21 protein-coding genes are annotated in these 22,346 nt (G+C 43.3%); 13 read left to right on the top strand and 8 right to left on the bottom strand.

What is annotated here, in order from left to right:
• Positions 1-46: 46 nt before the first annotated feature.
• Positions 47-1,399: a DUF4270 family protein gene (locus J3L18_RS22835; RefSeq protein ID WP_208102400.1), complete on the bottom strand. Its 1,353-nt coding sequence runs from the start codon at positions 1,397-1,399 to the stop codon at positions 47-49.
• A gap of 66 nt (positions 1,400-1,465) precedes the next feature.
• Positions 1,466-2,290 (bottom strand): glycogen/starch synthase, encoded by an 825-nt coding sequence (locus tag J3L18_RS22830; RefSeq protein WP_091175730.1) that lies wholly within the window; start codon positions 2,288-2,290, stop codon positions 1,466-1,468.
• 153 nt (positions 2,291-2,443) lie between these two features.
• On the opposite strand from J3L18_RS22830, the gene panC reads away from it, so the two are divergent.
• Both panC and panD read left to right on the top strand, forming a co-directional pair.
• Positions 2,444-3,274 (top strand): pantoate--beta-alanine ligase, encoded by an 831-nt coding sequence (panC, locus tag J3L18_RS22825; RefSeq protein WP_129567899.1) that lies wholly within the window; start codon positions 2,444-2,446, stop codon positions 3,272-3,274.
• A 114-nt stretch (positions 3,275-3,388) separates the two neighbouring features.
• Positions 3,389-3,739, top strand: a complete 351-nt coding sequence (gene panD / locus J3L18_RS22820; protein WP_090534618.1) for an aspartate 1-decarboxylase — start codon at positions 3,389-3,391, stop codon at positions 3,737-3,739.
• Between the two features lie 21 nt (positions 3,740-3,760).
• On the opposite strand, the gene J3L18_RS22815 is transcribed toward panD, so the two are convergent.
• On the bottom strand, positions 3,761-4,288 hold the full coding sequence (locus J3L18_RS22815) for a hypothetical protein (protein ID WP_112657263.1): 528 nt from the start codon (positions 4,286-4,288) through the stop codon (positions 3,761-3,763).
• Between the two features lie 331 nt (positions 4,289-4,619).
• On the opposite strand from J3L18_RS22815, the gene carB reads away from it, so the two are divergent.
• Entirely contained in the window at positions 4,620-7,436 is a 2,817-nt protein-coding gene (carB, locus tag J3L18_RS22810; RefSeq protein ID WP_112657265.1) for a carbamoyl-phosphate synthase large subunit, read from the top strand.
• A gap of 99 nt (positions 7,437-7,535) precedes the next feature.
• The gene (locus tag J3L18_RS22805; RefSeq protein ID WP_129567898.1) at positions 7,536-8,183 is read left to right on the top strand and encodes a hypothetical protein; all 648 of its coding nucleotides are present in this window, start codon (positions 7,536-7,538) and stop codon (positions 8,181-8,183) included.
• A 23-nt stretch (positions 8,184-8,206) separates the two neighbouring features.
• On the opposite strand, the gene J3L18_RS22800 is transcribed toward J3L18_RS22805, so the two are convergent.
• Positions 8,207-8,671: a DUF4920 domain-containing protein gene (locus J3L18_RS22800; protein WP_129567897.1), complete on the bottom strand. Its 465-nt coding sequence runs from the start codon at positions 8,669-8,671 to the stop codon at positions 8,207-8,209.
• Between the two features lie 223 nt (positions 8,672-8,894).
• Here J3L18_RS22800 and J3L18_RS22795 point away from each other — a divergent pair, with 223 nt between their 5' ends.
• Positions 8,895-10,265, top strand: a complete 1,371-nt coding sequence (locus J3L18_RS22795) for an NHL repeat-containing protein (RefSeq protein ID WP_129567896.1) — start codon at positions 8,895-8,897, stop codon at positions 10,263-10,265.
• A gap of 327 nt (positions 10,266-10,592) precedes the next feature.
• On the opposite strand, the gene J3L18_RS22790 is transcribed toward J3L18_RS22795, so the two are convergent.
• Positions 10,593-12,125 carry a serine hydrolase gene (locus J3L18_RS22790; protein WP_129567895.1) on the bottom strand — a complete coding sequence of 511 codons (1,533 nt, stop codon included), beginning with the start codon at positions 12,123-12,125 and terminating at the stop codon, positions 10,593-10,595.
• A 108-nt stretch (positions 12,126-12,233) separates the two neighbouring features.
• On the opposite strand from J3L18_RS22790, the gene J3L18_RS22785 reads away from it, so the two are divergent.
• Both J3L18_RS22785 and J3L18_RS22780 read left to right on the top strand, forming a co-directional pair.
• Complete coding sequence (locus tag J3L18_RS22785) at positions 12,234-14,417, top strand: S9 family peptidase (RefSeq protein WP_375339171.1); 2,184 nt, start codon at positions 12,234-12,236, stop codon at positions 14,415-14,417.
• A 113-nt stretch (positions 14,418-14,530) separates the two neighbouring features.
• Positions 14,531-15,025 carry a hypothetical protein gene (locus tag J3L18_RS22780; protein WP_129567893.1) on the top strand — a complete coding sequence of 165 codons (495 nt, stop codon included), beginning with the start codon at positions 14,531-14,533 and terminating at the stop codon, positions 15,023-15,025.
• 89 nt (positions 15,026-15,114) lie between these two features.
• Here J3L18_RS22780 and J3L18_RS22775 read toward each other — a convergent pair whose 3' ends face one another.
• Positions 15,115-15,525, bottom strand: a complete 411-nt coding sequence (locus J3L18_RS22775) for a single-stranded DNA-binding protein (RefSeq protein ID WP_091175697.1) — start codon at positions 15,523-15,525, stop codon at positions 15,115-15,117.
• Between the two features lie 24 nt (positions 15,526-15,549).
• Positions 15,550-16,596, bottom strand: a complete 1,047-nt coding sequence (gene mutY, locus J3L18_RS22770; RefSeq protein ID WP_129567892.1) for an A/G-specific adenine glycosylase — start codon at positions 16,594-16,596, stop codon at positions 15,550-15,552.
• Between the two features lie 485 nt (positions 16,597-17,081).
• Between mutY and J3L18_RS22765 the strand changes: the two genes are divergently transcribed.
• The 5 genes from J3L18_RS22765 (at position 17,082) to J3L18_RS22745 (ending at position 21,526) form a co-directional block, all read left to right on the top strand.
• Complete coding sequence (locus J3L18_RS22765; protein WP_090534644.1) at positions 17,082-17,378, top strand: HU family DNA-binding protein; 297 nt, start codon at positions 17,082-17,084, stop codon at positions 17,376-17,378.
• A gap of 12 nt (positions 17,379-17,390) precedes the next feature.
• Positions 17,391-18,245, top strand: coding sequence for a tetratricopeptide repeat protein (locus J3L18_RS22760; RefSeq protein WP_129567891.1), 855 nt, complete (start codon positions 17,391-17,393; stop codon positions 18,243-18,245).
• A gap of 310 nt (positions 18,246-18,555) precedes the next feature.
• Complete coding sequence (locus J3L18_RS22755) at positions 18,556-20,106, top strand: Rne/Rng family ribonuclease (RefSeq protein ID WP_090534648.1); 1,551 nt, start codon at positions 18,556-18,558, stop codon at positions 20,104-20,106.
• Between the two features lie 430 nt (positions 20,107-20,536).
• Positions 20,537-21,220, top strand: a complete 684-nt coding sequence (locus J3L18_RS22750) for an SAM-dependent methyltransferase (RefSeq protein WP_129567890.1) — start codon at positions 20,537-20,539, stop codon at positions 21,218-21,220.
• A 66-nt stretch (positions 21,221-21,286) separates the two neighbouring features.
• Positions 21,287-21,526: a hypothetical protein gene (locus J3L18_RS22745; protein WP_090534650.1), complete on the top strand. Its 240-nt coding sequence runs from the start codon at positions 21,287-21,289 to the stop codon at positions 21,524-21,526.
• Positions 21,527-21,680: 154 nt separating this feature from the next.
• Here J3L18_RS22745 and J3L18_RS22740 read toward each other — a convergent pair whose 3' ends face one another.
• The gene (locus J3L18_RS22740) at positions 21,681-21,920 is read right to left on the bottom strand and encodes a hypothetical protein (RefSeq protein WP_091175686.1); all 240 of its coding nucleotides are present in this window, start codon (positions 21,918-21,920) and stop codon (positions 21,681-21,683) included.
• Positions 21,921-22,053: 133 nt separating this feature from the next.
• On the opposite strand from J3L18_RS22740, the gene J3L18_RS22735 reads away from it, so the two are divergent.
• Positions 22,054-22,221 (top strand): DUF3606 domain-containing protein, encoded by a 168-nt coding sequence (locus J3L18_RS22735; protein WP_129567889.1) that lies wholly within the window; start codon positions 22,054-22,056, stop codon positions 22,219-22,221.
• Positions 22,222-22,346: the final 125 nt, after the last annotated feature.

The raw sequence follows: 22,346 nt of genomic DNA, 5'->3' as shown, positions 1-22,346 counted from the left end.
AAAAAAATCCCCTAAGCGGGGATTCTTTTGTTTATTGAGAGATATCTTACTTGCGGACTTTGGTGTAAATGATGTTCATGCGGATGCTGTAACCCGGGGTTGACTTATCGCTCCCCACTATTACCGTACGGGCTGCCGTTTGTGTTGACGGCGCCACGTCAATACCTGTTGTAGTGTTAACAAGGGTGGTATCAACCGGGGCAATATAAGTGCCGTAATCAACAGTTTTTTTACGGATCAGATCCTGTACAAAAGCTGTAACCAGGAAGTGGTATTCTTTTTTGGTACGATCATAACGGCCGCCAAATAAACTTGTTTGCGAACGCGGGTCACTTGCCGAGGCATCCTGTATTAGTGCCCGTTGTTTGGCTATATCCAGCTTGTACATGGTAAGCTTAGGTAAAGGCGCATAAGGTACACCTGAACCGGCACGTGGTGTTATCACAATTTCGGCACGGTTTAATACTATCGATGAGTCAACAAGCTTGTCAAGGCCCGGGAAACTAAGCTTAGCCCTTAAACCTGCAAGCCCCTGAAGGTAAACCGTATTTTGCGATGTTGTTGTATTATTCAGTGCTGCCTGGATAGTAGTACTGTAGGTATGCGTAATTTCGGCAGCACGGTTAAAGAACGGCAGGGTTACCGATGCTGTATCAATAGTACTGCTTGTAGTACTGGTAGCAGCAGTAACAACTTTATAAAATACATCAATTTGCGATGAGGCCAGATTAAGCTGGATAATACCGCCAGCATCACTGGCCTGTGCCTTGTCTAACGAAAGGTAAAGGCCTTTTACAGTACTTTGAAAAGTTGTTGGTGATGCAAGTACAGCACCACTCGCATTAAACAGGTTATTATAGATAAAGGCTTTACTAAGCGGCACACGTAACTGAGGTGCTACGCGCTGAACGGTATCTAATGTGTCAGTACGGATGCGTGCTATGGTGATACTATCGTGCGTACGGGCTGTGAAGGTCTTAGAACCAAGCAAAGTGCCCAGGTCGGCATCCCAGTGATTATTACTATAGTAGGTTTTGCTTTCTACCTTTTGTTGAAGCTGGTACACGTTTATTTTATAGCGTGAAGCCAGCGAATCGCCATAAAAACCGTCCGAATATCTAAGCACAAGTACAGCCGAGTCAATTGTCAGGGTGCCTGCAGGAACAGTGTAAGCGGCGCCGTTAGGCAGGTTAACACCTAAAGCAACAATACTTTTTGTTGTGCCGAATACCGGGTCGGTAAAGTTGGCAAGCGGTGTCCGGGTTTGACCCGAGGTAGCCGCGGTATCATCAACAACAGTGTTAATAACGATGTTGGTATCAACTATCAGGTTGCCATTGATCTCGTTTTGATCATTGACGCCCAAACCAATACCATCCTGGCGTTTACAACTGTTCAAAATAAAAAGACTTATTAACAGGGTCAATAAGTCTAATCGGAAAAATTTCATATATAATATTAAGTCTTATGCAACATCCACCAATTCGTCGTTGGTAATTTCGTCGTAAAAATTGTAATAATTTTCGAAATCTGCGGTAGAATCAAATTCTAAAACCGATTTATTGCTGTTTTTAACATTATTTAACACATCTGCATCAATATCGGGGCTGCCCAAAACAATACCGTCTGAGTAGTGGATTGCACCGGCATACAGCGCCGAATTGGTGCCGCCTTTGTACGGCTCCACATGCTGCTCATTCATATTGCTCATGATGGCTTTTGTAGCAAAGTCATTGTGCAATTGCTCTTTAAAATCATTTTCATAAATAGAGTAAATGATTTTTGAGTGCTTAAATGTAGGATCGTCTTTGTAGGTTGTTTTCAGATAAGCAGGCACAAGCGCGCTCATCCAGCCATGGCAATGGATCACATCCGGCGCCCAGCCTAATTTTTTAACAGTTTCTAATGCACCTTTGCAAAAGAAGATCATACGCTCGTCATTGTCGGCGTAAAATTTACCTTCCTTGTCTGCAAAAACATGCTTACGCTGAAAATATTCTTCATTATCCAAAAAATACACCTGCATACGCGCCGCCGGGATAGATGCTACTTTGATGATCAGCGGGTTATCATTATCGTCGATAATAATATTCATACCCGACAACCTGATCACTTCATGAAGCCTGTTCCTGCGCTCATTGATATTGCCGAAACGCGGCATAAGGATACGGATCTCGTAACCTTTCTCCTGCATGGCCTGCGGAAGTTGGCGTGTTATTTCAGCAATTTTTGTGAGTTCAAGGAAAGGGGACATTTCATGAGTTATAAACAAAAGCTTAGATTTACCCATCACTAAATCAGTATTTAAAATGTAAAGAAGTCAAAAAATTTGAGTTTGCAAATATAACTATTATTATATAAACTGCCAACGAATTATGCAAGTAACTTTTGGTTATTTTTAATCAATTGTACACCTTTGCCAAATTTTGTAACACCTATTACGTTGAAAATATTCAGCACTAAAAACGAGATAACCGATTATTTTAACCGTAAGCCGGTAAAAGTAATTGGCTTTGTACCAACCATGGGCGCATTGCATAAAGGGCACCTGGGTTTAATTGAACTGGCAAAGCAGCAAAGCACCCAGGTTGTTTGCAGCATTTTTGTAAACCCCACCCAGTTTAATGACCCCAAGGACCTTGAAAAATACCCTCGCCCCATTACTGACGATATCCGCCGCCTTGAGGAAGTTAACTGCGATATTTTGTTTAATCCGCAGGTTACCGAGATGTATGCTGATAATGAAAAATGGCATTTTGACATGGGCGATCTGGAATACCTGCTGGAAGGAAAATTCAGGCCCGGGCATTATCAGGGGGTTACTCAGGTAGTAAATAAGCTGTTCAATATTGTAAAGCCCGATATCGCTTTTTTTGGGCAGAAGGATTATCAGCAGTTTATGGTGATTAATAAAATGGTTGAGGTGCTGAAGATGCCCGTTAAGCTGGTGATGTGCCCGATTGAGCGTGAACCTGATGGCCTGGCCATGAGCTCGAGGAACATCCACCTAACCCCGTATGACAGAGAACACTCGCTCATTCTCTCCAAAGCACTTAACTGGGTTAAGGAAAACTTCGATATTAACAAAATTGACACCCTGCAGCAGCAGGCAGCTCAAATGATCAGCAACGAACCCGGCGTTGAGCTGGAGTATTTTGAAATAGCCGATGGCAAAACACTGCATCATGCCACCCCCGCATCCGAAACTATTGTTGCCCTTGTTGCAGCACGCGTAGGTAAAACAAGATTGATTGATAATGTGTTGATTTCTTAGTCGATGGTCCATGGATGCTTCAGTAGACTGGTTATCCGGCCGATGGAAAATCTTTTACAATCTATGGACTATCGACTATGGACTATCGACTAAATTTATTCCTAACTTTGCGCCATGATAATTGAAATATTAAAGTCCAAAATTCACCGGGTTAAGGTTACGCAGGCGGAGTTGAATTACGTGGGCAGTATCACTATTGATGAAGACCTGATTGAGGCTGCAAATATCATCCCCAACGAAAAGGTTCAGATAGTGAACAATAATAACGGCGCCCGCTTTGAAACCTATGTTATCAAAGGCGAACGCGGAACAGGCACTGTATGCCTTAACGGAGCTACAGCCCGCCTGGCACAGGTAGGCGATATTGTGATCATTATGTCATATGCCTATATGGAGGTTGAAGAAGCCCGCAATTACGAACCTATTTTAATATTCCCCGATTCGGATAATAAATTGATTAAGTAAATTTTTTGTAAGGTCCCCGGTTTAATTCGCCGGGTACGATCCAATTCCTAATGATACTTTCAGGCTGGCATCAGTTGCCGTAGCTTTACGCAGGCGGTAAACCATCCGGATGCGCACGCTTGGCTGGCGCACCAGTTCGTCTAAAAAGTGTGAGTTGTCAATGTCAAGTACTATGCTGTTGCCGGCATTGGGGCTTATATCTTTACGTATAGCCACCATCACCTCTTCACTGCCATCGTTTTTAGCCATGTATACCCTTAATGAAGCTATATTGCCAATGTTATAATCTGATGGGTCGCTCGACTGCAGTTTGGCTGATATGATGCGTACCTCGCTTATCCTGCTGGCATTATTGCCATCTTTAGTAAAATCCTGGTCAAAGCTGTTACCCGTGCTTATTGCAGTTTGCGCCTCATCAACTTTGGCCGACGCCGGAATAACCATGGTTGCAGTATATGGAAATGTTGATTTAACAACTGATTGCAGCATGGCGCAGCTGCCAAAAAATAAAATAGCCGCAAGCAATATAAAAACAGGCTTCTTTATCATAGTTCTTAAATATAAAAAGTATTTGCGGTTTCACGCAATTACAGGTTCAATTGGAAATTACAGGCCGGTCTACAAGTAAATATAGTGAGATTTTACGGAAATAGTGAGCCTATTGTTTTAAGAAAATGTGCCCCGAAACTTAAAAAATGCCGGGTGTTATTGCTGTAACATTAAATGTGAAAAAAAACATGAATGGTGTTTGTTAAAACTCTATCTTTGCACCCCGACGCTGAAGTCGGGATTTCTTGGCTTTCAGCGCATAGGAAAAACCGTTTAAAGGCTTAAATGCCTTTGACTTTTGACTTAGAACTTTTGACTTAAAAAAAGCCCTATGCCCAAAGACACCTCCATCAAATCCGTTCTGATCATTGGCTCCGGCCCAATCATTATCGGCCAGGCTTGCGAATTTGATTATTCCGGTTCACAAGCCGCTCTCTCGCTAAAAGAAGAAGGCATCTCCGTTTCTATTATTAACAGCAATCCGGCAACTATCATGACGGATAAAGTTATCAGCGACCATGTTTATCTTCTGCCGCTCACTTGCGAAAGCATTGAGAAAATTTTAACCGAACAGCAGATAGACGCTGTGCTGCCTACCATGGGCGGTCAAACCGCGTTGAATCTTTGTATCGAAGCGTCTGAACGCGGCATATGGGAAAAGTATGGCGTTAAGGTTATCGGTGTAGATATTGCTGCCATCGAAAAAACCGAAAACCGCGAGGCGTTCCGCCAGCTGATGGTTGATATCGGCGTAGGGGTTGCCAAATCAAAAATCGCCAACTCTTTCCTTGAAGGTAAAGAAGGCGCGCAGGAAATTGGCTTCCCGCTGGTTATTCGCCCAAGCTACACACTGGGTGGTAAAGGTGCAGGTTTTGTTCACAGAAAGGAAGATTTTGATGCCGCCCTTAACCGTGGCTTACAGGCTTCACCAACCCATGAGGTATTGGTTGAGCAGGCTGTGTTAGGCTGGAAAGAATACGAATTGGAGTTGCTGCGCGATAGCAACGATAACGTAATCATTATCTGCTCTATCGAGAACTTTGATCCGATGGGTATCCACACCGGCGATTCGATCACTGTAGCCCCTGCCATGACCCTCAGCGATCGTTGCTACCAGGAAATGCGTAACCAGGCTATCAAAATGATGCGTGCCATTGGTAACTTTGCCGGTGGTTGTAACGTTCAGTTCTCGGTAAACCCTGCTGACGAAGCGATCATCGCTATTGAGATCAACCCGCGTGTATCCCGTTCATCGGCTCTTGCTTCAAAAGCTACCGGTTACCCTATCGCTAAAATTGCTGCAAAGCTTGCTATAGGTTATAACCTCGACGAAATTGAAAACCAGATCACCAAAACAACCTCGGCTTACTTTGAGCCAACTTTGGATTACGTGATCGTTAAAATACCTCGCTGGAACTTTGATAAGTTCAAAGGCGCTAACAAAGAACTTGGCCTGCAGATGAAATCGGTAGGTGAAGTTATGGGTATCGGCCGCAGCTTTACCGAGGCTTTACAAAAAGCCTGTCAAAGTTTGGAGATCGGTCGTGCCGGTTTAGGTGCCGACGGTCGCCAGAGCCGTAACCTCGAAGAGATCATGGCCAGCCTGGAGCACCCAAGCTGGGACAGATTGTTCCACATTTATGATGCGTTGAGCCTTGGCGTGCCTATCGAATCGGTACGTAAAGCAACCAAAATCGACCGCTGGTTCCTGAACCAGATCCAGGACCTGGTTAACCTTGAAACAGAACTTCGCCGCTACTCACTGAACAATGTTCCTGAAGAGTTCCTGTATACCCTGAAACAAAAAGGTTTCTCAGACGTACAAATCGCCCACATTTTGGGTAACGTAACCGAGGAAGATGTATACCAGCGCCGTAAGGCTTTAGGGATGCACCGCGTTTACAAAATGGTTGATACCTGCGCTGCCGAGTTCCCTGCTAAAACTCCATACTATTATTCAAGCTATGAAGGCGAAAACGAGTCGGTAGCATCTGACAAGAAAAAGATCATCGTGTTGGGCTCGGGCCCTAACCGTATAGGCCAGGGTATCGAGTTCGATTACAGCTGTGTGCACGGCTTACTTGCCGCTAAAGAAGCAGGTTTTGAAGCCATCATGGTTAACTGTAACCCTGAAACCGTATCAACCGACTTTAACATGGCCGATAAGCTGTACTTTGAGCCGGTTTACTGGGAGCATGTACGCGAGATCATCGAGCTTGAAAAGCCGTATGGTGTAATTGTTCAGTTGGGTGGCCAAACAGCCCTTAAAATGGCCGAGAAAATGCACGAGCACGGCATCCGGATCATTGGCACATCATTCAATGATATGGACATCGCGGAAGACCGCGGCCGGTTCTCTGACCTTTTGAAAGACCTTGACATTCCATATCCAAAATATGGAGTAGCTGAAAGCGCTGAAGAAGCACTTGAAGTTGCCCACAAGGTTGGTTACCCGGTACTTGTACGCCCAAGCTACGTATTAGGCGGCCAGGGTATGAGCATTGTGATCAATGATGAGGACCTGGAAAAAGCGGTAGTAAGCCTGCTGCGCAACCTGCCCGGTAACCGTGTACTGATCGACCACTTCCTTGACCGTGCCGCCGAGGCCGAATCTGATTCGATCAGCGATGGTGAGGATGTACACATCATTGGTATGATGGAGCACATCGAGCCTGCCGGTATCCACTCAGGCGACTCATACGCTGTACTGCCTCCGTTCGATCTGTCGGATAATGTAATTCACCAGATAGAAGAATATACCAAAAAGATAGCTAAAGCGCTTAACGTACGCGGTTTGCTTAACATACAGTTCGCAGTTAAGGATGATAAGGTGTATGTGATTGAGGCCAACCCGCGTGCTTCGCGTACGGTGCCTTTCATCGCCAAGGCTTACGATGTGCCATATATCAACATAGCCACAAAGGTTATGCTTGAAGCCAATAAGCTGAGCGACTTTACCATCGAACGCAAGCTTTGGGGGTATGCCATTAAAGAACCGGTGTTCTCGTTTGATAAGTTCCCTGAAGTTACCAAGGAGCTTGGCCCTGAAATGAAATCAACAGGTGAGGCTATCCGCTTTATCCCTAACCTGCAGGACCCATACTTCAGGCATCTGTACAAAGAGAAATCAATGTATTTGAGTAAATAATTAAAACATTAAATTGCAGCCTTTGTAGTTTAATTGCTAATAACGTGAACCTGCAACCCTAATTGCAGGTTCACTATTGTTGTATTTAGTTGCTATAGATTGAAAGTTAATACGGCTAATGGTCAGGAAATCAACCTGAAGAGTGTTGATCCTGAAGATATGGATGATGTTTTAGTGAAAATTGAAAAATCATTTAACATCAGTTTAAACGATACATCGGTAAACGATGTGCAAAATTTTGGTAAACTTTGCGACGTTGTTGTTGAAAAAGTAAAAAAAACAAATGATGGCTGTACCACACAGCAGGCGTTTTACAAACTCCGTAATGCCATCAATACATCATCGGGGTATGATAAGGATATCATAAAGCCCCAAACTAAACTCGCTGATCTTTTTCCGCGCGATAGCCGTATTGAGGCTGTGGCCGCTATTGAAGAAGAGATGGGTTTCCAGATCCGTTTGCTTCAGCCCAAGCAGTGGATAGTTAACCTTTTTTCCATGATATTGGTGGTTAGCTTTGTTTTGGCCTTTTATTACCTGGCCCTAGGTATTGCCGGTATGGTAATAGCCGGGATTGGTTTAAAACTTGCAGGCCGTTTTGGCAAAGAGATGCATGTAAAAACCATCGGCGACCTGGCCGAAAAAATTGCCCGCGAACATTATATGAAATGCAAACGCGAAGCATCTGCAGTAAACAAAAACGAGGTTTCTGAAAAATTAAGGCAGCTCATAGTAACAAACGGGTAGATATTTACCCGGCTTGAATAGCTTTATTTATCTATCATTAATCCTTTTACTTCAAAGCTAACCTTTCGGCCAGGGTTGGCATTTACATTATGCTGCTTTTTGCCGCTAACCGTATCGCCGGCCATATGCTGCAGGTCGTCGGCAATGAATTGCCTGGCTGCTATTCCCGAAATGATTACCGTACGGCCCGCCAATTGCCTGGGAAGGTTTATCCCTGCATTGGTAAAATGGGCAGTTATGACCCGGTTGTTACCCGCATCCATTTCAAACCAGCCGCCTTTTTCTTTGATTACTTTAATAACCCTGCCACTGATGGCCGTGGTGACCCGTGTTTTTTTTCCCATAAAAGCTTCCAGTTTGGAGGCGGGCATTAAAGCTATCGTGTCGGGCTTTTCGCCAAATATCATTCCGTGGGGTAGTGGTACATGTTTTTGCGCAATAGCTGTATTGGCTATCAAAATGGATATGAACAGCGTTATGAGTTTCATAGTAAATTAATAACAGGTATACACCAAAAATGTTGCCGGATTTTGATGATTTTGCCCCCGTGTGGCAGTAGTTAACTGGTTTTATTTGTGTTTGTAGGGCGGCGGAGCCTTTTGGTAAGTAATAAGTATGTTAATATTTGTTAAAATGTTACTTTAAAGTAATTTGCTACGTATTGATAAGTTAATTTTGCTTACTTACTACATATAACTTTTAAACTAACTCGTGAAAAAGAGCTTTACCAAAACAATTTTATTTGCCGCGTTTTTATTTGCCGTTGCTTTGGCCGGCACAAGCTGTGGTAAAAAAGGAAACGTTACACCCGTAACCGTGCCTGATTTAACCACAATGGATGTGGTGACTACCGAAAGTGGAACCATAGCCTATACAGGCGGTTTATTTAATGGATCGACTGACGTGAGCCTGAGCAGCTACGGTATCTGTTACAGCGCCACCAATCAAACTCCTACCACTGCTGATAAAAAAACCACCGATACGGTAATTTTGTATGCCTATACTACAAAGCTTACCGGCTTAAGCCCTAAAACAACTTATTATGCACGCGCATATGCTGTAAACAGCGCGGGTACAGGCTACGGTAAAGTGGTGCAGTTTACCACCGGCGAAGGTACAGCATCAACAGGAGGTACAGTTAGCACATTGGCGGGTAATACCGCGGCCGACTTTGTTGACGGTTTGGGCGGCGCCGCTCTTTTCAACAGTCCGCAGGGGATAACCGTGGGTGCCGACGGCAATATTTATGTAGCCGATTCATTTAACAGTGCCATACGCAAAGTTACTGCAGCAGGAGATGTCACTACACTTTCGGGCAACGGTAGCATTGGCTATGTTGACGGCCCTATAGCCACTGCCCAGTTTTATGCTCCGCAAAGTTTGGTTACCGATGCAACAGGCAATATTTATGTAGCCGATTATGGTAATAATAATATCCGTAAAATTACCCCGGCAGGTGTGGTAAGCACTTTTGCAGGCAGCGGCGATGCCGGATATGCCGATGGTACAGGAACGAAAGCAACGTTTAACAGTCCGCGCGGGTTAGCAATTGATGGCTCCGGAAATATTTTTGTGGCCGATATGGGCAATAACCTGATCCGCAAAATAACACCGGCGGGTGTTGTTACCACATTTGCAGGTAGCAGGGGTGCGAACTACCTGGATAATGCAACCGCAACCAGCGCTACTTTTAATAAGCCCAACGGCATAGCTATTGATGCCAATAATAATATATATGTAGCCGAAACGCTTAATCATGCCATTCGTAAAATAACCCCGGCGGGCGTTGTTACTACTTTTGTTGGCGGTAATAAACAAACCGGGATTGTTGGCAACCCGTCGGCCATTGCGTTTGATAAAAGCGGGAACCTGTTCATAGCCGATCAGAATGGCAGGATCCTGGAGATTACCAAGGATAAAGTGTTAAAAGTAATTGCCGGTAACGGAACAAGCGGTTTTGCAGAAGGTGTGGGCACTGCAGGGATTTTTAATTCGCCGCAGGGTGTTACCGTTGATGCCGGTAACAATGTTTACGTAGCCGACTATTATAACAACCGAATCCGTAAGATTGTGCTGCAATAAGCTTAATTGTTTAAATATTTTCAGCGGGATAGTTTTTCTTTCGGGAAAAATTATCCCGCTTTTTTATGTGAGGAGATGTGAAGTTACATGCAGTGGTTTTCTGCTGAAGGATTTTCTTCATAGTACAGAATTGTGTACAGAGGCGAAGAACGGGCTCGCGTCTGCATATGACTTGATAATTGCGGTCATGTTGAACTTGTTTCAACACCTCACGCGCTAAGCAACCCTGCTGAGTAAACCGGCTACTTGTCCTGTGGGGTGCCGAAACAAGTTTGGCATGACGTGCAGGGGTAGTTCATTCACCTTCATGTAAACTTCCCTACCTCCCTAATTCTTCTTAAAATCATACGCACCCCGCTCTACAAAATCAGCCACTTTTACGCGTACTCCCGTAACCTCGCCGTTTTGTACCATGAACGGAAATACAGCTTTCCCCAGTGTAGGGTCAGAAAAAGTTACATAAAAGCGGTTACCGCCAAGTGGTTTTAGCAAGGCATACATTTTAGGGTGATGCTCAAAGCGCATTTCGAGGTTGTTGCCCTCGCCCTGGGTAACCTCCATGCTGCCATAAAAATCGTTGCTGTACTTGCCAATGTATTTGTTTGGCAACAACATTGGTTTGGGGTTTAAAAGTACAGAATCCTTCAGCTTTTTATCTTCAGCCTGTTCGGTTGCGATATTGGCTTTGTATTGTTTTAAATAACCTTCGCTGTAATTGCGGAAGGGTTGTTTGAAATAAGCATCTAAAATATCCCAGCGCAGGGCCTCAAACAACTGGTTCTGATCGGTATTAGTTAATATGATGATGCCCAGGTTATCCTGCGGCGAAAGCGTTACTGACGACAAATAGCCGTTAACCCCGCCATCATGCATCACCAGCCTGTGGCCCGAGTAATCCTGGATAAACCAGCCTAAGCCATAAAGCTCAAAGTTATTTTCGCCGTTCATATGATGAACACTACTCACAATATCCTGCGGCACACGTGTTGCCTGGATGGCTGCGGAAGGGATTACCTGACGCTGCCCAACCTTACCATCGTTCAGTAAAGCAAGTGCCCATTTGCTCATGTCATTTACAGACGAGCTGATAGATCCCGCAGGTGCGATCCCATCTATCTGGCAATAAGGGATTGGCGTAAGCCTGCCGTCGACAATAGTATGCGGCACCGTGCGGTTTAAGGATGTTGGCAAATCCTTGCTTAGGGCCAAAGTATTGCCCATACCCAGTGGTGCAAAAATGGCTTCCTTTAAGTAAGCTTCCCATGAGTGCCCGTTGGTAACCTTCGGAATGATCTCGCCGGCCGTTAAAAATGCCGCGTTGGTATATCCCCAGCGTGTACGGAACGGATAAGTAGCTTTAAGCTTGCCCAAACGCTGAATTACCTCCTGGCGTGTAAGGTTGGTATTGTAAAAAGTAAAATCGCCCTGGAAGGTTCGGAAGCCGAGGCGGTGGCAAAGGAGATCTCGCACTATTACCTGGTCGCTTGCGTTTTTGTCTTCCAGTTTAAATTCAGGTATGTATTTGGTTACCTTGTCATCTAATGACAGTTTTTTGTTTGCCTCCAGCATGGCAAGCGCTGTTGCCGTGAAAGCTTTGGTATTGCTGCCTATCATGAACAAGGTATTTTCATCAACTTTGTTCATGAGGCCAAGCTCTTTAATGCCATAACCTTTCATCAGCACAACCTTGTTATCTTTCACAATACAAACAGCTATGCCCGGCACGCGCCAGTTGGTTAAGGCCTTGCTGATATATAGATCTAAACTGTCTTTAATGAATTTGCTCCTGTCGGCCCGCTGGGCGTTTACCGATGTGAAAAATAACATGCAGGCAGCAAGCAATAGAGGTATTTTTTTCATTACAGAGGGCTTTAGAGTTCTTTATTGTGCTAATTTAACGCAAAATTTACAGTGACGTTATTTAATAAATAAAAATAACGCCGCTCTATTAATTCAAACTAAATGTATATGAAATTTTACCGTTCGGGATTATTTTTCCTTACTGCGCTATTGTTAATCTTACTGCAAAATACGGCCCGGGCGCAACGGGCCGCCGTTAACTGGACAAAAGACGGCTATCAGTATTACCGCATAACCGGCGGGCAGATTATCATGATTGATGCCCGCGATACTTCCAAAAAAACTGTTTTTATTACCAAAGAAGAATTGACACCAGCAGGCAAAGCGCCTATCAGTGTTAAAAGGTTTACGGTGAGCGATGATAACAAAAAAGTACTCATTAATACCAATACCAAAAAAGTATGGCGTTATGATACCCGAGGCGATTACTGGGTGTATGATTCTAATACCAAAAAGCTTTGGCAGTTGGGTAAAAACCTGCCGGCATCATCACTGATGTTCGCCAAATTTTCGCCAGATGGCAGTAAAGCTGCTTACGTAGGCGGGCATAACATTTACATGGAAGATTTGGCCGATGGTTCGGTAAAACAATTAACTACCGATGGTACCCAAACGCTTATCAACGGTACTTTTGACTGGGCTTATGAGGAAGAGTTTGGCTGCCGCGATGGTTTCCGCTGGTCGCCGGATAGTAAATCGATAGCCTACTGGCAAATAGACGCCAGCAAGATCAAAACCTATTTGATGCTGAACACTACCGATTCGGTTTATCCCTATGTTGTGCCGGTTGAGTACCCTGTTGCGGGCGAAGATCCAAGCTCATGTAAAGTGGGCGTTGTTAACACCGCTACCGGTACAACTACCTGGATCAATGTGCCCGGCGATGCTGTGCAGCATTACATCCCTAATATGGAATGGGCCGATAACTCAAACGAAGTTATTCTTGAACAACTAAATCGTGCGCAAAATGAAAGCCGCGTGTTTATAGGCAACGTGTCAAACGGCACAACCCGTGTAATCCGCGAAGAGCATAATGATTCATGGATTGATGTTAAAGCACGTGTAGCCGGGGGCGACCCGGTAGGCTGGGGCTGGATTGAAAAAGGCAAAAGTTTTTTATGGCTGAGCGAAAAGGATGGCTGGCGCCATTTGTATAAAATAAGCCGTGAAGGCAAAGAAAGCCTGATCACCAAAGGCAATTATGATGTGATCGGTATCGACATGATCGACGAAGCTTTGGGTTATGTATACTTCATCGCTTCGCCTGATAATGCTACACAGAAATATCTTTACAAAATAAAATTAAGCGGCGGCACGGCCGAGCGTGTTTCGCCTGCTGATGAACCGGGCACGCATAGCTATGATATTTCGCCGAATGGCAAGGTTGCGCTGCATAATTTCAGCAACAGCTATACCCACCCCCAAAGCGAGGTGATCAGTTTGCCAGCTCACAAGCATATCGGCGGTACTGTAATAACCGTTGATAAAAACGCTAAAAATAAACCTGAGTTTTTCAAAGTAAAAACTGTTGATGGCATTGAAGTGGACGGCTGGATGGTAAAGCCAACCAATTTCGACCCCAATAAAAAATACCCGGTACTGTTTACCGTTTATGGCGAACCGGCCGGACAAACCGTAACGGATACCTGGGGAACAGGTCGTAATAGGCTGTATGAAGGCAGTATGGCCGATGACGGGTATATTTACATGTCGGTTGAAGGCCGTGGCGCCCCCGCCCCTAAAGGTACAGCCTGGCGCAAGGCTATTTACAAGAACATAGGGATCATCAATATCCGCGATCAGGCTATGGCTGCCAAAGAGATCATTAAATGGCCATTTGTCGATTCAGCCCGTATAGCAGTGCACGGCTGGAGCGGCGGCGGTTCATCAACTCTTAACCTGATGTTCCAGTATGGAGATATTTATAAAACAGGGATAGCGGTAGCGGCAGTAGGCAACCAGCTTACTTATGATAACATTTACCAGGAGCGCTATATGGGCGTACCAACCGATGATGCAGGCCGTGCAGTGTTTATCAAAGGTTCGCCGGTTACTTATGCTAAGAATTTGAAAGGCAACCTGCTTTACATTCATGGCACGGGCGATGATAATGTGCATTACAAAAATGCCGAGCTGCTGATTGATGAACTGGTGAAATACAATAGGCAGTTCCAGCTGATGTCATACCCTAACCGTACGCATTCGATATCGGAAGGCGAAGGTACAACACAGCATTTGCGCACGTTATTTACACAGTATCTGAAAGCTAAATGCCCTCCAGGAGGAAGATAGCATATTAACAGGCAAAGCCCTCATATAGTCCATTATATGAGGGCTTTTGCGTTTGCCGGGAAAAAGAAATATGCTGCTGTATCATTATGCTTTTTTTAAGCGTAATCATTGATATGAAACAAATTACGAATCCTGCCAAAGTGTTAGGCTTATTAGCCATTGTTTTAGTGACAGCTTTTTGGGGCTGTCATAAAGAGACGGTAACCAATAGTGAGCTAAAAATATCCGGAAAATGGATTGTTCCTGCTGCCTTTTCAAAACAGTGGGTTCAATACGAATACGATTTTAAAACCGACCACACATTTGAAGGTGCGGTGACCAGTATCGACTCGGTTTCCAAAAAGCTTATCGGAACAGCGTCAAAAAGGGTTGGAAAGTATAAGATCCAGAATTCGGTGTTAACCTTGTATGATATAACCGATTATCAAAACAAAAGCAATGCTTTTGGTCCGGTTTCCGAACTGGCGGCGGTTAGCAATGTCATTGCGGTAACGGCCAACTACACTATGGTTTTAAATGCCGGAGGGAATGTACTTACGTTGACATATATATGCGGACCGGCCGACGATTGTACCGCGCCGCAGGGTGTGAACTATTTTAAGCAATAACTGTTTTGCAATTCTCCGGGATAAAAAAATGCCAGTGACAAGTGTTATCGGCATTTTTTCTTTGGGATGTTTTAGTAAGTATCGGTAATTTAATAATCTTCGGCATTTAAATGATCTATAAACGAATCTCCGTTTTTTGCGGGTGATTTTAACGGTTCGGTTTCAAAATCACTTTTTCGGCCAAGCATAGTGAAGTTTTCGGCCACAATTTCGGTAGTGTATTTTTTTATACCTTCCTTATCCTCAAATGAGCGGGTACGGAGTTTGCCCTCAATGTAAACCAGTTTCCCTTTTGAAAGAAACCTGGCCGCTACTTCTGCCAGTCCGCGCCACATTACAATATTATGCCATTCGGTTTGTTCAACCTTGCGGCCATCTTTGTTAAAAGTTTCGGAAGTAGCTAAAGGGAAACTCGTAACAGATACGCCACCTTCTAAATTCCGTACTTCAGGGTCTTTGCCTAAGTGGCCAACGAGTATTACTTTGTTTATTCCAGACATGCCATAAATTAACGTAAAATTATTTTACAAATTAAAAATATTTTTTAATAATATAAAAATGATTTTTGGTAAAGCTAACTCAGGCAGGTTATGAACGTTAATTTTAACCCAGTTTTCGTGCGTTTTGAGTGGCTGGTTTTTAATTTTTATCAGTCTTACAAAAAGCCGCTGATGAGTAAGGATATGTTTATGAACCGGCGAGATTTCAGTAGCTTCAATACCATCACCAAAAACAGCTAAAACTTCGGGTTGTTTTAATAATTCTTCAAGGCTTAAAAGCGTATCTGTTTCAACCATAGGTAAATCAAACATATTAGCCCAGATGTCTTTATCGCCCCTTTTGTTCATCAAAATGGTATCGCCGTTGGTTACCAGGAAATAATTAAAAAAGCGCTCACGTACTTTTACAGTTTTTAATTTCACCGGGAGAGCGGCAACAGTGTTGGTGTTAAAGGCCACGCAACCCAGGCGGACAGGGCAAATACCACAGGCCGGATTTTTAGGTTTGCACAGCATGGCACCAAACTCCATCATGGCCTGATTATGCAGTCCCGGCATTTTCTTATTAAGAAAATCGTCGGCAGCTTGTTGAAATGTTTTTTTACCCCCGGTTGAGTTGATAGGCTCATAGATACCCAGGTATCGCGCCAGTACACGATAAACGTTACCGTCGACCACGGCTTTGGCTTCATTAGCTGCAAACGAAGCGATAGCGGCGGCTGTGTATTCGCCAATACCTTTTAGTTTTATCAGTTCATTATAGCTATCCGGGAAACGTCCGTTATGGAGCTCCTGTACCAACCGGGCTGTTTTAAGCATGTTGCGCCCCCTTGAGTAGTAACCCAGTCCCTGCCACAGCTTCAGGATCTCATCTTCATGAGCAGCGGCAAAGCTGCTTACATCAGGATATTTTTCCAGGAAACGATAAAAATATGGCATGCCCTGTTCAACCCGGGTTTGCTGCAGTATGATCTCAGATAGCCAGATCACATAAGGATCGGTAGTATTGCGCCAGGGCAGGTTTCGTTTGTTGTTTAAGTACCATTGTACAACTTCGTCGGTAAAATTCATTGTTGTAAAAGTAATTAAGAAACAAGAAGGCAGGAAACAAGAAGGTAAGAATCAGGAATCAAGAGAGGAGGGCAGGAGGCATAGAGGGGGAATCATGAGGCAGGCAATCAAGAACCAACAAGAGGGAGGAGGGTTTGGAGATATGAAATCAAGATTCAGAAACCAGGAGGAAAGCCAGGAGGCCGGGGAGTTGATATTTAAAAATCAGAGATAAATATTGGCAACTAACCTGTGAAAGTACAAGCCCTTTACTACCAGTTGGATTGATCGATTTTCACACTTTTTTTCACACTTCTTTACACCGGCAAATTGATGTTTAACCAGTAATTTATAAGCCTCTCATACTCAAAATTGTAACGAAAATGTAGGTTTTACGCCCCTGGCAAAAAAAAACGGATAAATATTTCGCTGTTAACGGATAAAGCGATACTTTTGCAACCCCAAAACAGTTAAGTATTTATAAAATTAAATTAAGTAAATAAGATATGACTAAGGCAGAAATTATAACTGAAATCTCATCAAAAACAGGTATAGAGAAAGTAGACGTGCAGGAAACTGTTGAGGCGTTTTTCAAAGTTGTTAAAAGCTCAATGGTTGGCGGCGAAAACGTATATGTAAGAGGGTTCGGTAGCTTTGTGGTTAAAAAAAGAGCTAAGAAAACAGCACGTAACATTTCAAAAAATACTGCCATCATTATCCCTGAGCACTTTGTGCCAAGCTTTAAACCGGCCAAAACTTTTGTTGAGAAAGTAAAGTCAGGTAACAAAACCAGCAAAAAATAATTATACGCCATCATGAATAAAAAACAAATAGTCGTTAGTGCAGCCGTAGTTGTTATTATGGGCTATTTGTATTGGTTGCCCGTAAAAGGTTTAGTAAAACCAAAAGACGATAAAAACGGCAAACCGGCCATGGCCGCCTCAGCAGGCGCTATTAAACCGGCAGCTAATGTTACCGTTGATATGGTGTCGGCCCCTGCCAAAGCAGCTATTGGGGATGCATTGGCGGCTAAGATCAATGACCTTGAAGCCCAGTTAAAAAAAGCATCAGACGCAGATGCACCGGTTTTGCAAGCGCAGCTTGCCAAGCACTGGGATGATGTTAACCAGCCCGCACCTGCAGCGTTTTATTACCAGGCATTAGCCCGTAAAGAAAACAAGGTACAAGACTGGATAAATGCAGGTAACCGTTTTAATGATGCATATAAACTTACACAGGATACTTTATTTCAACCTGCGTTTGTGAATGATGCTGCCGAAGCATTTCAAAATGCTTTGAAATTACAACCCGAAAGCCTTGAAGGTAAAACCGGGTTGGGCATAGCTTACGTTAATGGCGCAGCAGGCCCTATGCAGGGTATAGCGCTGTTGCTTGAGGTTGTTAAAAAAGACCCGAAAAATTGGAACGCTAACCTTAACTTAGGTATGTTCGCCATGAAATCGGGTCAGTATGAAAAAGCGGTAAGCAGGTTTAAAACACTGCTTGCGCAAAAGCAGGAACTGGAACCTACTTTCTATTTAGCCGAAAGCTATAAGCAATTAGGCATGAAAAAGGAAGCTATTGACGCTTACCAGAAATGCAAAGAAATGATGCCTGACCCTGTTTTCAGTCAGCGCATTGATGGATATATTAAGGAATTAAATAACTAACACACATTTTAAAATTATTATTATGCCGAGCGGTAAAAAACGTAAAAGACACAAAATGGCTACCCACAAACGTAAAAAACGTTTAAGAAAAAACAGACATAAAAAGAAATAAGCATTTATGTTAAGTCGATAGTTCTTAGTCTTAAGTACAAAGTCTTTTTTTCTGACTTTAAACTTTCGACCAACGACTTAAGACTAAACATTAGTGATTTTACCTGCCCCAAACCGGGGTGGGTACTTTTTATTTATTAGTGTTTTTTACCCACTTATTAACACACGGTTTTTACCGTTATAAGAAATGGAGTAGCAATTGATAAAGGAATTAATTATCGATTCATCCCCCAACGGGGCTACCATTGCATTATTACAGGATAAACAACTCGTAGAGCTTCACAAAGAACAGGTAAGCAACAACTATACAGTTGGCGATATTTACCTGGGCCGTATCAAAAAGATCATGCCCAGCCTAAATGCCGCCTTTGTTGACGTTGGCTATGAGAAGGATGCCTTTTTGCATTATCTTGATCTTGGTCCGCAGGTACAAAGCCTGCTTAAACTAACCAAGCAAGTACGTAGCGGGGGATATCAGTCAAAGCTACTGGATGGGTTTAAGCTTGAGGCCGATATCAATAAGGGAGGAAAAATCTCCGAGATATTAACCAAAAATCAGCTTATCCCGGTACAGATAGCTAAAGAACCCATATCAACTAAGGGGCCGCGTTTAAGTTCCGACCTGTCGATAGCAGGGCGGTATGTTGTTTTAGTACCCTTTTCGGAAGCAATTTCTATTTCGAAAAAGATAAAAAGCAATACCGAGCGCACACGTCTTCGTAAAGTAGTTGAAAGCATTAAGCCAAAGCATTTTGGCGTTATCATCCGTACAGTTTCCGAAGGTAAAGGGGTTGATGAGCTGCAGAAAGATTTGCTTGACCTGATCTCGAAATGGGAACAGTTTATTACCAAGCTTCCTTCTGTTGAGCCTTCAAAAAAGGTATTGGGCGAAATAGGGCGCACATCAACTATCCTCAGGGATATTTTGAACCCCGATTTTCAGCACATTTATACCAATGACAATAGTATGTTCGAAGAAATTCGGTCATACATTCATGAAATCTCGCCCGATATGGAGAGTATAGTCCGCATGCACAAGCATAAGGAGCCTATATTTGACCATTTCGGTATCGAAAAGCAGATTAAAGGCGCATTTGGTAAAACAGTTAACCTTGCCGGCGGCGCTTACCTGGTAATTGAGCATACCGAAGCCCTGCACGTCATTGACGTAAACAGCGGTAACCGTACGGCCAGCAAAGAAAACCAGGAAGAGAACGCTTACCAGGTAAACAAAGAAGCAGCTAAAGAAATTGCAAGGCAGTTACGCCTGCGCGATATGGGCGGCATTGTGGTAATCGATTTTATCGACATGCACAAACCGCAAAACCGTAAAGAGCTTTTTGATTTTCTGCGTGCCGAAATGCAGTACGACCGTGCCAAGCACACCATTTTGCCTCCGAGCAAATTTGGTTTAGTGCAGATCACCCGTCAGCGTGTAAGGCCCGAAATGAACATCGTTACCAGCGAGGTTTGCCCTACCTGTAATGGTACAGGGACTATTAGGCCAACCATTTTGCTGATGGATGATATTGAGAACAATTTCAATTATATCCTTACCGAGCAAAACGAAAAAGGAATAACCCTGTGCGTACACCCATATATTGAGGCTTTTATTAAAAAGGGCATCTATAACCGCCAAATGAAGTGGTTTATCAAATATGGCCAATGGATAAAGGTTAAAAGTAACCCATCGTATCAGATCACGGAATTCCATTTCTTCTCATCAAAAGACGAAGAAATCAAACTGTAAAAATTCAGAAGTGCAACTGTTTGAAAATGGCACAAAATTAAAGATCTTTAAAAAGAGCAGGTGTTGGATGAGCACCTGCTCTTTTTTGTTTTTAGGGTACCTTAAATCCAATTCAAAACAGGGTTACCTGTCGTGGCTGTCGCTGTGTTCGGCATATGTATCAGGTGCAATAGCCTTATGGCAGCAGAGATGACGTCAGCCTTATGTTGGTTAGCATTTGGAATAAATAACAAACCTTGCTATTGCCAGTCTTTAATCATATCTTGCCCATCAATGATCAATTATCACATAACCAAACTCAATTGGTGGCGTCACAGCTTTGTGCAGCCGGTATCATAACGACTATCAGGTATTAGTCCTTTTTTCAGTATCCGTCCGGCAGTATCATTATATAGGTCCGTCTTTTTTATCTGTAACAAAAATTATAATAATGGCTTTTGAACTAAATAACGTTGTGCCCTGGGGCCGCACGTTTACCGAATATCAGCAAATGTTTAACCTCAGCGCCAATGATGTTACCAAAAAGATTGTCAGTATAGGTGATGGTCCGGCAAGTTTTAATGCGGAAATGCACGCAGTGGGTAAGCAGGTTACCTCCATCGATCCTTTATATCAATTTTCGACCGATGATATCCGAAAACGGATTGATGAAACCTGTGTAGAAGTGATAGCCCAGGTGAGGGCTAACGCCGATAAGTTTGTTTGGAACAACATTAAAGATGTGGAAAAACTGCAGGAAATAAGAATGACCGCGATGAACCATTTTCTGCGGGATTTTGACCAGGACTGCTTTCGGCAAAGATATATTAAATATGCCATGCCCGCTAAAACCTCTTTCGCGGATAACGCATTTGAGTTGGGCCTAAGCTCTCATTTTTTATTGCTGTATGATAACCTGGGGTTAAAATTTCATACAGAGGCGATACGGGAGATCATGCGCATATGCCCCGAATTGCGGATCTTCCCAATATTAAACCTCAATGCCGGGGCTCCAGTGTTTTTTGACGAATTACTTGAGGTGCTTGGCAGCGATTTTAATATTGATATACAAAAAGTAGATTACGAATTTCAAAAAGGAGGTAATCAAATGTTGGTTATTAAAAGCAAGACATAAGTAAATGTGAAAAATAGCCCGATTTGATCTGATGTTTTTTAAAACCAATACATTTATTTTTGAGATATGGAGATAATTGATAAAATAAAAGAGATTTTCGAGCCAAACTTCGAAGTTTTAAAGGTAACGAGATCAGGTCCTGATAGCTTAAACGCCGAAGCCTTTATTACTATTGAGGCAAAGCACGAGGGGAAATCACATAAACGGGTTTTTAGGGAGACTGAACTTATAGCATTAAACGCGGAAGGTAAGTTAGCTGAAACCATAAGGGCGCTGTGCGCCGTAATGCTAACATCAGAAGAGTAAATACTTGTTTAAGTACCGGTACGTTCCCTCACATAGATAACGTTTACTTAATAATAGTTGTCGTATTGCTTCCGGTTTGGTTCGTGCCGGCAACCCTCCTGGTCGAAGGTGTGCCAGCTGCTTAACTCCGACCAGTTAGGGGCGTACAGTCTTTTCAGGTTGCCTGATGATGTACCAGGTCTGCCAGCTCATCCACATCGGTTTTATGTTTTTTCTTTTTGGGGTGTTTGGCTTCAAGATAATCCTGAACGTGTTCCTGTTGGGAGCCGGCTATTTCATCTGATTTTTTGCCGCGGAAGTAAAACCAGATCCCCGCGCCTGCTGCCAAAACTCCTGTTATGCCGGCTGTGATCCATAATCCGGTATTGTTTTTTTGTGCAAATAGGTTTTTCATAGCTTTTTTCTTTATAGCTGAACAAGCTACATTTCATTTAGTTGTAATTAATTAAAAAAGATAATTATTTTCCTGGTGGTTAAAATCATTGAAATGTGACGTTGTTAAACTGTTACATCTAATAAGAAAAGCTATGTCAAAAAGAGGAGTAAAAGTGGAAAGGAACTCTGTATCAGAGCAACCACACGAATTGAACTATGAAGCACGCAAAGAAGGAGCAACCGCAAAAAAGGTGGAAGCGGCAAAAAAATCAGCAGGCTCCAACCAACGAAGTGCAGTTGAAAAGAAATTGAATAAGTAAGGTATTAATAATGCTGGCCGAAGTTCCTCTCTACTTCTCTGGTGTTTAGCGCAGCGTAACTTCGGCCTAAGATAAGGCAAGCATTCTGCTTGTGTGCCCTCTTATATAAAATAGGAATTTGTTTT

It is taken from the genome of Mucilaginibacter gossypii (genome assembly GCF_017569325.2).
Classification (GTDB): Bacteria; Bacteroidota; Bacteroidia; order Sphingobacteriales; family Sphingobacteriaceae; genus Mucilaginibacter; species Mucilaginibacter gossypii.
Note: the sequence above shows the minus strand (reverse complement) of the source record. Positions and strands in the feature narration are given on the sequence as shown.